16 protein-coding genes are annotated in these 11,664 nt (G+C 37.3%); 9 read left to right on the top strand and 7 right to left on the bottom strand.

What is annotated here, in order from left to right; genetic code table 11:
- The first annotated feature begins 143 nt into the window (after positions 1–143).
- The gene (gene degS, locus OW492_RS06085) at positions 144–1,208 is read left to right on the top strand and encodes an outer membrane-stress sensor serine endopeptidase DegS (protein WP_290039040.1); all 1,065 of its coding nucleotides are present in this window, start codon (positions 144–146) and stop codon (positions 1,206–1,208) included.
- Between the two features lie 78 nt (positions 1,209–1,286).
- On the opposite strand, the gene murA is transcribed toward degS, so the two are convergent.
- The 7 genes from murA to OW492_RS06050 are packed head-to-tail and all read right to left on the bottom strand — an operon-like array spanning position 1,287 to position 5,754.
- The gene (gene murA / locus OW492_RS06080; RefSeq protein WP_290039039.1) at positions 1,287–2,546 is read right to left on the bottom strand and encodes a UDP-N-acetylglucosamine 1-carboxyvinyltransferase; all 1,260 of its coding nucleotides are present in this window, start codon (positions 2,544–2,546) and stop codon (positions 1,287–1,289) included.
- Positions 2,547–2,565: 19 nt separating this feature from the next.
- The gene (locus OW492_RS06075; protein WP_290039038.1) at positions 2,566–2,814 is read right to left on the bottom strand and encodes a BolA/IbaG family iron-sulfur metabolism protein; all 249 of its coding nucleotides are present in this window, start codon (positions 2,812–2,814) and stop codon (positions 2,566–2,568) included.
- 9 nt (positions 2,815–2,823) lie between these two features.
- Positions 2,824–3,075, bottom strand: coding sequence for a hypothetical protein (locus tag OW492_RS06070; protein ID WP_290039037.1), 252 nt, complete (start codon positions 3,073–3,075; stop codon positions 2,824–2,826).
- Positions 3,072–3,698, bottom strand: a complete 627-nt coding sequence (locus tag OW492_RS06065) for an ABC transporter substrate-binding protein (RefSeq protein ID WP_290039036.1) — start codon at positions 3,696–3,698, stop codon at positions 3,072–3,074. The genes OW492_RS06070 and OW492_RS06065 overlap by 4 nt, the downstream gene beginning before the upstream one ends.
- Before the next feature lies 1 nt (position 3,699).
- Complete coding sequence (gene mlaD, locus OW492_RS06060) at positions 3,700–4,170, bottom strand: outer membrane lipid asymmetry maintenance protein MlaD (RefSeq protein WP_290039035.1); 471 nt, start codon at positions 4,168–4,170, stop codon at positions 3,700–3,702.
- A gap of 1 nt (position 4,171) precedes the next feature.
- Positions 4,172–4,948, bottom strand: coding sequence for a lipid asymmetry maintenance ABC transporter permease subunit MlaE (gene mlaE, locus OW492_RS06055; protein WP_290039034.1), 777 nt, complete (start codon positions 4,946–4,948; stop codon positions 4,172–4,174).
- On the bottom strand, positions 4,948–5,754 hold the full coding sequence (locus OW492_RS06050; protein WP_290039033.1) for an ATP-binding cassette domain-containing protein: 807 nt from the start codon (positions 5,752–5,754) through the stop codon (positions 4,948–4,950). The genes mlaE and OW492_RS06050 overlap by 1 nt, the downstream gene beginning before the upstream one ends.
- Before the next feature lie 370 nt (positions 5,755–6,124).
- On the opposite strand from OW492_RS06050, the gene kdsC reads away from it, so the two are divergent.
- The 8 genes from kdsC (at position 6,125) to OW492_RS06010 (ending at position 11,650) form a co-directional block, all read left to right on the top strand.
- Positions 6,125–6,673, top strand: coding sequence for a 3-deoxy-manno-octulosonate-8-phosphatase KdsC (gene kdsC, locus OW492_RS06045; protein ID WP_290039032.1), 549 nt, complete (start codon positions 6,125–6,127; stop codon positions 6,671–6,673).
- Positions 6,674–7,237: an LPS export ABC transporter periplasmic protein LptC gene (gene lptC / locus OW492_RS06040; RefSeq protein WP_290039031.1), complete on the top strand. Its 564-nt coding sequence runs from the start codon at positions 6,674–6,676 to the stop codon at positions 7,235–7,237.
- Positions 7,224–7,763 carry a lipopolysaccharide transport periplasmic protein LptA gene (lptA, locus tag OW492_RS06035; RefSeq protein ID WP_290039030.1) on the top strand — a complete coding sequence of 180 codons (540 nt, stop codon included), beginning with the start codon at positions 7,224–7,226 and terminating at the stop codon, positions 7,761–7,763. Before lptC ends, lptA begins: the two co-directional genes overlap by 14 nt.
- On the top strand, positions 7,760–8,491 hold the full coding sequence (gene lptB, locus OW492_RS06030) for an LPS export ABC transporter ATP-binding protein (protein WP_290039117.1): 732 nt from the start codon (positions 7,760–7,762) through the stop codon (positions 8,489–8,491). The genes lptA and lptB overlap by 4 nt, the downstream gene beginning before the upstream one ends.
- A gap of 33 nt (positions 8,492–8,524) precedes the next feature.
- Positions 8,525–9,970: an RNA polymerase factor sigma-54 gene (locus OW492_RS06025; RefSeq protein ID WP_290039029.1), complete on the top strand. Its 1,446-nt coding sequence runs from the start codon at positions 8,525–8,527 to the stop codon at positions 9,968–9,970.
- A gap of 95 nt (positions 9,971–10,065) precedes the next feature.
- Positions 10,066–10,509: a PTS sugar transporter subunit IIA gene (locus OW492_RS06020; protein ID WP_290039028.1), complete on the top strand. Its 444-nt coding sequence runs from the start codon at positions 10,066–10,068 to the stop codon at positions 10,507–10,509.
- A 16-nt stretch (positions 10,510–10,525) separates the two neighbouring features.
- On the top strand, positions 10,526–11,368 hold the full coding sequence (gene rapZ, locus OW492_RS06015) for an RNase adapter RapZ (RefSeq protein ID WP_290039027.1): 843 nt from the start codon (positions 10,526–10,528) through the stop codon (positions 11,366–11,368).
- A gap of 6 nt (positions 11,369–11,374) precedes the next feature.
- Positions 11,375–11,650, top strand: a complete 276-nt coding sequence (locus tag OW492_RS06010) for an HPr family phosphocarrier protein (protein ID WP_290039026.1) — start codon at positions 11,375–11,377, stop codon at positions 11,648–11,650.
- Positions 11,651–11,664: the final 14 nt, after the last annotated feature.

The following is an 11,664-nucleotide window of genomic DNA, read 5'->3' as shown; positions in this document are numbered from 1 at the left end:
TTAATTTACCTTTCAAAACATCGCCTCTAGGCGATGTTTTTTATTGTGCTACCGCATTAAATCAAAAAGTATTTTTCGCCTGCCTAAAGTTTTCTATATACTAAACCTCCATTTTTTGTATTGGCTATGAATAAATAAAAGTTATGAAACTAAAGCATTATTCAAACTATCTCTTGAAACCTATTTTATGGGGATTGTTTCTTGCGGCTGTAATTATTTATAGTCCAACCATATTAAAGCATTTTACTAATCAAGATGATCAGTTGCCTAATATCATCAGCTATTCTGACGCTGTCAAAAAATCCGCTCCTTCTGTTGTAAATATCTATTCACAACAATATATCGATTCTAGTTTAGGAACTAAACAACAACTACAACCAACAGGGTTAGGTTCGGGTATCATACTCGATGCAAAAGGCTATATTTTAACTAACCACCACGTTATTGCACAAGCTGACCAGATTCTCATCGCCTTGCAAGACGGCCGTTTATTTACTGCTAATATTATTGGTAGTGATGTGATCACTGACTTAGCGGTTTTACAAATAGACGGAGAGAACTTACCTGTTATGCCACAAAATGCAGAGTACTCCCCTGAAATAGGCGATGTGGTATTAGCCATAGGTAATCCTTACAATTTAGGACAAACTATCACTCAAGGCGTGATCAGTGCGACTGGTCGTGGCGGAATGAGTAGTACTGGACGACAAGACTTTATTCAGACCGATGCAGCAATTAATGAAGGTAACTCTGGTGGTGCTTTAATTAACAGCCGAGGAGAACTTGTAGGTATTAATACTTCGGAATTTTATACCGGCAATAGTAATGTAACTTATGGTATTAGCTTTGCCATCCCTTACCGTTTAGCCAGCCATGTAATGCAAGGCATTATTAAAGACGGCCGAGTGATTCGAGGCTCTTTAGGAATTGAGGCTGAAAACCTAGATCCCCTAGTCGCACGTTTATGGGGTTTAGAAGCTAAAAACAGCATTATAGTAAAGAAAATTACAGAAGGAGGTCCGGCACAAAAAGCGGGGATGTTGAAAAATGATATTATCTTAAAAATCGACAATAAAGATGCCGTCAACTTGATTCTAACCATGGATAAGATAGCTAAAATAAAACCAGGAACAGAAACGGAAATCACTATTATCAGGCAAGGTAAAGAACACGTATTAAATGTCCGTATCGGTGAGTTACAACAATAGTTAGGTTTATTTAATAATCTATTTCAAAACAAAAAAGAAAGCCGAAGCTTTCTTTTTAGATAATAAGGCTATTTAGTATTAGCTTTCTACACGACGCATTTTTGCACCCAGTGGAATTAACTTATCTTCAATCGCTTCATAACCACGGTCAATGTGATAAATCTCATCAACTGTCGTTTCGCCCAGAGCAATCAAACCAGCAATAACCAGGCTCGCAGAAGCTCGTAAATCTGTCGCCATCACAGTTGCGCCACTTAATTTGTCATTATCCCCACAAATCGCTAAGTTGCCGTCTAACTCAATGTTAGCGCCCATACGAATCAATTCAGGGACATGCATAAAGCGGTTTTCAAAGATATTCTCTTTAATACGACCAGTACCTGGCGCCACTGTATTCAATAAGGTAAATTGAGCTTGCATATCAGTTGGGAAAGCTGGGTGTGGTGCTGTTGTTATGTTTACTGATTTTAAAGTACGACCAGTCATATCAACTTCAATCCAATCTTCACCGGTAGTCACTAATGCGCCAGCTTCTTCTAATTTAGATAATACTGCAGTTAATAATAATGGGTCTGTTTTCACACAACGTACTTTACCGCCACTCACAACACCAGCCACTAAGAAAGTACCTGTTTCGATACGGTCAGGTTGTACTTGATAAGCACAATCTCCCAACTTTTCAACGCCTTCAATAATAATAGTATCAGTGCCAGCACCAGTGATTTTACCACCCATACCGTTAATAAAATTCGCAAGATCCACTATTTCAGGCTCTTTTGCGGCATTCTCAATGGTAGTAACGCCTTCTGCTAATGATGCTGCCATCATTAAGTTACCTGTACCAGTTACACTCACTAGGTCCATATATAAATGGCAACCTTTTAGGCGACCATCTACACGTGCTTTGATAAAACCATCTTCAACTTTGATCGTCGCGCCCATTTGCTCTAAACCATGAATATGTAAATTCACTGGACGAGCACCAATAGCACAACCACCAGGCAATGATATATCAGCTTCTCCAAAACGAGCAACTAGTGGGCCTAGCGCTAAAATAGAAGCACGCATACTTCTTACTAACTCGTAAGAAGCAGTATAATTTTTAACATCTTTTGCGTTAATGTGTACTAGGTGCTTATCTTGACTTGCTGTCGCGCCCAGCTCTTGTAATAACTCAAGCGTGGTCGAAATATCTTTTAATAGTGGAACATTGCTTAAATTAATGTCCCCTTCAGATAATAAAGTAGCAAATAAGATTGGTAGTGCGGCATTTTTTGCCCCAGAAATAGTAACCTCGCCATTCAGTTGGCAGCCACCTTGAATAATAAATTGACCCATGAAAATCCCTATTAACGAACTAAATAAAATGTTTTTGTTTTTGCCACTCATCTGGCGTTAACGCTTTAATCGTTAACGCGTGGATTGCATTACTCGCAATCTCTTCAGATAAATGAGCATAAATTGTTTGTTGCTTTTTAACGCGACTCATATCGATAAACATCTCGCTTACAGCAATCACTTGAAAAGTGCCACTTTCACCTTTAACAATACAAACATCTAATGTAAGGGCTTTTTCTAATTTTTCTTTAATTATTTCTGTATTCATATACAACCACTATTTTTCAAAAAGGTTTTCAACACCGTAAAGCTCAGCTAACACAAATAATTTAGCTGATGCATTAATCATTAAAATTGCTGGGTATTGGGTTTTAATTTGCACTAAATAAGCAACACCTGCCGAGTCAATATTATCTAACTGTGATAAATCAAGATGCGTTACGCTCTGGTACGTATTTATCTCGGGATAAACTTGCTTGCTTAAACCAGCAAGTAATAATTCTCGGTCAAATAAAAAGTGACTACTCATGATTCAAACTCATCATTTTTTTCTAGAAGTAATTTAATCACTTCATCGATACCTTGTTTCTGAATTAAAGAACCAAATTCTGTTCTTTTGGTATCTAACATACTGATACCTTCAGCAATCACATCAAACACTTTCCACTCGCCCGTTTTTTTGTTTTTACGCAACTTGAAGCTTAATTGTGTTACTTGTCCATTATTGTCGCGCATTCTAACAGGAATACTGACTATTTTCTTACCCTTAAAGTTATTATTATCGAGTATTGTTAAGGTCTGTTGATCATATTTAATTAATATATGGCCGTAAGCATTAATTAAGTAAGTACGGAACGCATTAACAAAGTTTTCACGTTGCTCTGCCGTTGTATTTTTTAAATTTGCACCAACGACACTATAAGCTGCATATTTGTAATCAAAATAAGGCAATAACTCTTCATTAATGATCACCTTAATGTATTCAGGCTGCTCAGCTAATTTACTTCTCTCACTCTCTAAGCGTGCAAAAGTTTGCTTAGATAATGTTTTTAATGTTTGGTTTGGATCAGTTAACCCGCCATCAGTGTCTGCAGCAAATGCAGAAAACGAAAGTGTATATAACAGGGCAATAATAGAAATAAATAAACGCATGTTAGTCGTCCTTATTAATAGAGTAGATAAACTGACCAATCAGGTCTTCTAATACTAATGCTGATTTTGTATCTTCAATCGCATCACCATCGCCTAGCATCTCAATGCCATCGTCCACAAACCCAGGTTTAATACCAATATATTGTTCACCCAGTAGACCCGAAGTAAGGATTGCGAGTGATGATGTTTCAGGGAAGTAACCTTGATTTTCATACATAGATAACTTAACTAAAGGCGTATAAGTATCTTTATCCAAAGAGATAGATTCAACTCGCCCTACGACTACACCACCTAATTTAACTGGCGCACGTGGTTTTAACCCCCCCACATTACTAAAGTTAGCTTCAAGCGTATAACTATTGCCTTCCCCTTTGAAAGACAACCCAGCAACACTGAAAGACAAAATAGCAAATGCGGCAATAGCAGCAACAACAAATAAACCAACCCAAATTTCTAATTTTTTCTGTGACATTCTAGCCCCCAAACATAATAACAGTCAGTAAAAAGTCCATTCCTAAAACAAGTAACGAAGCTAGTACTACAGTTTTTGTTGTTGCTCTACTAATTCCCTGTGCATTTGGCACAGTGTGGAAACCATTATATAAAGCAACCCAAGTAACAATTAACGCAAAGATAAGACTTTTGATCATACCATTGCCAACATCAGGAATGAAATTAACACTACCTTCCATCACAGACCAAAAGGCGCCGCCATCTATGCCCATCCAACTTACGCCTATTAAATAGCCACCCCATATTGCTACGACATTAAATAGCAGTGTTAATAAAGGTAAGGCAATGATGCCAGCAATCAGGCGTGGTGCAATAACACGTTTCAATGGCGAAACCGCCATCATTTCCATGCTCGCTATTTGCTCTGTACTTTGCATTAGGCCAATTTCAGCAGTCAAAGCAGATCCTGCTCTTCCGGCAAACAATAAGGCAGCAACTACCGGCCCAAGTTCACGTAAAAGTGATAAAGCGACCATACTGCCTAAACTTTCTTCAGCCGCATAATCAACTAATACATAATAGCCTTGTAAACTCAGCACCATACCAATAAACAGACCCGCGGTAACAATGATCGGTAAAGATAAAATGCCTAGATGAAATATCTGAGCAACAGTAAGCTGAAATAATTTAGGGTGAGGCTTGGTAAATAAAGTACGGTAAAACATTAATGCAGACTTACCTGCACGTTGAATTAACTGTAATGTGTAAGCCCCAATCGCTTGTAAAAATGAACTCATTATCGATTGGCCTCTTGTAAATCTACTAAGTAATCACTTGCAGGCAGATGAAAAGGCACAGGACCTTGAACAGCCCCCTCGAGAAATTGTTGCAACAATGCATTGTCCTTTTGTGCTAACACCTCTTCTACAGAGCCTTGCGCAATGATTTTTTGATCCGCAAAAACATAAACATTATCCGCGATTGACAAGACCTCGTTTACATCATGAGAAACAATAATAGAGGTTAAGCCTAACGTGTCATTGAGTTGCTTTACTAACTTTAATAATACATTCATTGATATAGGATCTTGGCCCGTAAAAGGCTCATCATACATTACCACTTCGGGATCAAGTGCAATAGCGCGAGCCAATGCAACTCGTCTTGCCATACCACCAGATAATTGTGATGGATAAAGATCCTTTGCACCGCGCAGACCTACCGCATGAAGTTTCATTAATACTAAAGTAGTTAACAACTTTTCATCTAATTGAGTATGTTCCCTCAGAGGAAAAGCAACATTTTCGAAGACAGTTAAGTCATTAAACAATGCGCCACTTTGAAATAGCATGCCCATTTTTTTACGAGCTTGATATAACGCTTTTTCAGAACAGTCATGAATTGATATGCCATTGAACAGTACTTCTCCGCTGTTAGCAGGAATTTGACCACCAATCAATTTTAACAACGTCGTTTTACCAATACCACTTGGCCCTAATACGGCTGTGATTTTGCCTTGTTCAAACTGCATATCTATATTATCAAATATGATTTTTTGTTGTCGCTTAAAACTAAGTTGATTAATTACAATATGTTGTGTTGACATAAATACCTTTTCTCTAAGAAAAAGAAAGTTTAGTCTGATTAATAAATCACTTAAAGGACTTAATCAGTCAGAATCGAGATAAGTAACGGTTTGAGTTGGATTTTACCTATAAATTCAGAAATAAGCGAAACTTAGGAGGTCCAATCACCTTATTTCATTATTACAGACAAAGTATATCGCTGTAAGTTTCTAGAGGATGACATTAATAGTAACATTAATACGGTTTAATCTATGTAATATGAAACAGTCTTGTTATGATTGGCACATATTTTGATTTCATAAATTGATAACAATAAACAATGCTCGCGATCCTTTGCGGACTTTGATATTTTGATAATAGATTTGCTGTATTTAAAAAAAGAGTCGATACATGATAGATACCCCCTATGGAAAAATCAGCCAAGATAATTTTCAACGCGCACAAAAAATAAAACTTTTTGTATGCGATGTTGATGGTGTTTTTTCTGATGGCCGCATTTACCTGGGAAATGACGGCGAAGAGCTAAAAGCATTTCATACAAAAGATGGCTTTGGGCTTAAAGCGATTATGCAACAAGGTATTGAAGTCGCTATTATTACAGGTCGCCAATCTAACATTGTTAGCACCAGAATGAATGCCTTAGGCGTTAAGCATATTTATCAAGGTAAAGATGACAAGTTAAGCGTTTATAAAGACTTGTTGACTCAATTGAATTTAACAGCTGAGCAAACAGCTTATATCGGTGACGATGTGGTAGATCTTCCTGTCATACAACTGGCAGGGTTAGGTATTGCAGTAAATGACGCACACCCACTGGTATTACAAAAAGCAGATTTAATCACTACTATAAAAGGTGGGTTTGGGGCTGTTCGCGAAATTTGTGATCTATTTTTACAATGTCATGGACAACTTTCTATGACACAAGGTAAAAGCGAATAAATGAACAAACGTCAAAGCATCCCTTTTATTGTCCTGTTTATCGCTTGTGCGGTATGGGTCTATTTCTCAACGGATACAGAGTATCCTGCATTACCAGATCATCACCCAAGCTATATTGCCGATAACTTGCAAAGTAATCATTACGACCAAACTGGTTTTAATGATTATCGTGTATTTGCTGATAAAGCAACTAACTATCCAGAGGATGATACGACCTTATTTGAACATCCTAAAGTTGTTATCTACCATAAAGATCAAGAAACCAGTGTGGTCAGTATCTGGCAACTAACCAGTATAAAGGGCACGTTGAAAGAGAAGAATAACCTATTGTTATCTGGCAATGTATTTATTAAAAATATAACAGAAGATCAAATGGTGCAGACTATGTCTACTGCACAAGCAACGATAATGCTGGATACTAAAGTGATCACCAGTGATTTAAAAGTAACTTGGACAGGGCCACAACTTAAACATGAAGGTGTAGGAATGTGGACGTCTATAGAAGCTGAAGAGATGAAACTTAATTCGAATATAAAAGCGGTGTACTTTAATGAACCTAAATAAATTAGCATGCTTACTGAGCATTTCATTGTTTAATGCCAATGTGATTGCATTAGAGTCTGATTATAACCAACCTATCCATGTTTCTTCAGTTAAGCAGCATGCGAGTTTGAAAACCAATACTATTATTTTTACTGATGAAGTATTACTAACTCAAGGTTCGATTAAAATCACAGCAGATAAATTAACCGTGATCCGAGGTGAAAAACCTAATCATGAATTAATGATTGCTGAAGGTAATACCTCTGTTTTCCATCAAATTCAAGATGATGGAAAACCATTGGATGCTGAAGCTAAAAAAATTACCTATGATGTGGCTAAAGGTAAAATAACCTTAACTAAAAATGCACAAGTGAAGCAATTGGATAGCCAAGTTAATGGTGCTGAGATTGAGTATTTCTTAGCAACACAAGAGCTTAATGTTAGTACAGACCAAAATAAAAAAGAGCGTGTAAAAACCATCTTTTTACCTGCTCAATTTGAAAAATCTAAAGACACTAACTCAACTTCAAACACAGGCAACAAATAACTATGGCAGAGTTACGCGCAACGGGGTTAGTTAAAAGTTATAAAGGCCGAACTGTAGTAAATGGTGTTGGTTTAACAGTAAAAACCGGTGAAATAGTAGGTTTACTAGGCCCTAATGGTGCAGGTAAAACCACCTCTTTTTATATGGTCGTTGGTTTAGTGAAACAAGACCAAGGTAGCATCGTCATTGATGACGAAGATATTTCTAGTAACCCAATGCATATTCGTGCACAAAAAGGCATTGGCTACCTGCCACAAGAAGCATCTATTTTTCGACGTTTAACCGTGACAGAAAACATTATGGGTATTCTACAAACCCGTAAAGAATTAACGCAAAAGCAACGCGATGAGAAGCTCAATACACTATTGGAAGAGTTTCATATTACTCATATTCGTGATAACAAAGGAATGAGTTTATCGGGTGGAGAGCGACGCCGTGTAGAAATAGCACGCGCACTAGCAACCGAGCCCAAATTTATTCTACTGGATGAACCTTTTGCAGGGGTTGACCCGATTTCAGTAATTGATATAAAAAATATTATTCAGCAATTACGAGATCGTGGTTTAGGTGTATTAATCACTGACCATAATGTAAGAGAAACGTTAGATGTTTGTGAGCATTCCTATATAGTAAGCCATGGGGAAATTATTGCTGTAGGTACACAAGATGAAATTCTTGCAAACGATCATGTAAAACGCGTTTATCTAGGTGAAGAGTTTAAACTTTAAGTTATTGCCACACGTTCAGGAAGATATGTTTTGATGAAACAGGGTTTACAATTGAAAATGGGTCAGCAATTAGCGATGACCCCTCAATTACAACAAGCAATAAAACTATTGCAGCTTTCAACATTAGATCTACAACAAGAGATTCAGAATGCTTTGGACTCTAACCCTCTTCTCGAACAAGATGATCAAACTGGGTCAGAAGATACGGTTAAAGAAGCCGATAGCAGCGTATTAGATACTACTGAAGCGATTACTCAACAAGAGTTCTCTGATGATCTCCCTGCAGAAAAAGAGTGGGAGGAATCTTATAACTCCACCCCAATCACAGGAACGACTTCTAATGCCGTTGCCTATGAGGGAGAAAATACACTTTATCAAGGCGAGTCATCAACCTCTCTACAAGACCATCTGTTGTGGCAAATGCAATTAACACCTTTTACAGATACCGACCAAATAATCGCGATGGCGATTATTGACTCTATCGATGAATCAGGCTACTTGACCACCGACTGTGAGAGTATCTTAGAGAGTTTACAAACAGATTTAGAAGAATTAGAACTAGATGAAGTAGAGGTGGTACTTAAACGCATTCAACACTTTGATCCACTAGGGGTTGCGGCACGTACCACCCAAGAATGTTTACAAATACAATTACGCCAACTACCAGAAACGACTCCTTGGCGTAATGAAGCAATTCAAATCCTTGAGCAATACATGGATCTATTAGGTAATAGAGATTACCGAACTTTAGCCAGAAAAAGTAAGCTAAAAGAAGCTCAACTTGCTGAAATAATGCGTTTAATTCAAAGCTTAGAGCCTCGCCCTGGTAACCGAGTAGAAACCAGCGAAACGCAGTATATTGTTCCCGATGTGTACGTTAAAAAGATCAATGGGCAATGGCGTGTATCCCTAAATCAAGATTGTGATCCTAATTTATCAATTAACCAGCAATACGCGAGTATGTGCTCAGGTAACATTAGTAAAACTGACTCTCAGTTTATCAAAGGCCACTTACAAGAAGCTAAGTGGTTTATTAAAAGCTTAGAAAATCGTAACGATACCTTATTAAAAGTGGCTAATTGTATTGTACAACAGCAACAAGCCTTTTTTGAATATGGCGATGAGTCCATGAAGCCAATGGTATTAAACGATGTCGCATTTGAAGTAGAAATGCATGAATCCACTATTTCACGTGTTACAACACAAAAGTTTATGCATACTCCACGTGGTATATATGAACTGAAATTTTTCTTTTCTAGCCATGTTGCTACTAATGGAGGCGGTGAATGTTCATCAACCGCTATTCGCGCTTTAATTAAAAAGTTGGTTTCAGCTGAAACCACAACTAAACCATTAAGCGACAATAAAATCACCCAGTTGTTGGAAGAAAAAGGTATTAAGGTAGCAAGACGTACTATTGCTAAATACCGTGAATCCTTAGGAATTCCGCCTTCTAATCAACGTAAACAATTACTTTGAACTAAGAAGTAATGCAAATAAATAAGGATTAACTATAGTCATTTAATGCTAACCTGATAAACTCGCGCGTCCATTAAATACAGTTAACTATTATTATGAAAATATCTACTCTATTAAATCAACAATCGGTATTCTGTAACACTACTTGCACAAGCAAAAAAGGCGCTCTAGAAAAAATCAGCCTTATCGCAGCAAAGGAGCTCGATTTAGATGCCCAAGAATTGTTTGAAAGCTTAATTGCACGAGAAAAAATTGGGTCAACAGGTGTTGGGTCTGGGATTGCTATTCCACATGTCAAAATTTCTAGTGAGCTACCTGCTACGGCTGTTTTTTTGCAATGTGAAACAGGTATCGATTACGATTCATATGACGGTAATAAAGTGGATATATTATTCGCTATCTTTGTACCTGAAGACCTTTGTAAAGAATACCTTTCGGCGCTATCAGAAATTAGCCAAAAGTTATTAGACAAACAATTCTTACGTCAGTTACGCAGTGCGGGAAATTCCCAAGAATTATTTGAATTACTAACACTATAGAAAGACAGGAGAAAGTATGAAGTTAATTGTTATTAGTGGTCGCTCAGGCTCAGGAAAAACAATTGCACTTCATGTTCTCGAAGACTTAGGTTATAACTGCGTTGACGGTGTACCTTATCAACTACTCGAGCAACTTATTGATACTTTAGACCCTAAAGACAATAAAGTTGCTGTGAGCTTAGATGTCCGTAACATGCCAACCAAAGTTGAGCAGATACAACAACTGATCGCCTCTCTTCAAAAGAAAGTGGAATTGGAAATCATCTATATTGATGCATTAACCAGTGAATTAATTAGGCGTTATAGCGAAACTCGACGCTTGCACCCTCTTTCAAAAAAGAAATTCTCTTTATCCCAAGCATTAGAACTAGAAAATGAGATGTTACTGCCATTAAAATCGATGGCTGCTTTTTCTATTGATACCACTTCATTATCAGTACATAACTTAAATGAACACCTCAAAATCTATTTACAGGGTTCAACAAAAAGTAACTTGCTTATTATTTTCCAATCTTTTGGCTTTAAATATGCTCACCCAGAAGACGCTGACTATATGTTTGACGTGCGCTTTTTACCTAATCCATATTGGGAAAAAGAGTTAAAAGCTTTTTCAGGTAAAGATAAGATCATTCAAGATTATTTAAGCACCTTTCCGATTGTCAAAGAGACGATTACCAATATAGAAAACCTGTTTTTAAATTGGTTGCCACACTTAGAGCAGAACAACCGTAATTATGTCACAGTCGCAATTGGCTGTACTGGCGGAAAACACCGTTCAGTATACGTCACTGAACAAATAGCGGCGCGTTTCAAGCATAAATATCAGGTACAGATAGAACACAAATGTTTAAAGGAGTAGTTCCGATTGGATATCATTAAGCAAACAATTACAATAAAAAACAAATTAGGGTTACATACACGCGCAACCATCAAATTAGTTGAACTTGTCAATGCATTTGACGCTCAAATCACCATTACACACAATGGCAAAAAAGCCGATGCCGGTAGTGTGTTAGGATTACTTGTACTAGAGACCTGTTTTGGACAAGAGATTGAAATCGAAGCAAGTGGCACGCAAGCTCAAGAAGCAATGCAAGCGGTAACCGAATTAATCGAAAATAAATTTTTAGAAGAAGAATAATTATAGGAGTTGGT

Origin of the sequence: Psychromonas sp. 14N.309.X.WAT.B.A12, assembly GCF_030397575.1 — a bacterium.
In the GTDB taxonomy this organism is placed as follows: domain Bacteria; phylum Pseudomonadota; class Gammaproteobacteria; order Enterobacterales; family Psychromonadaceae; genus Psychromonas.
Note: the sequence above shows the minus strand (reverse complement) of the source record. Positions and strands in the feature narration are given on the sequence as shown.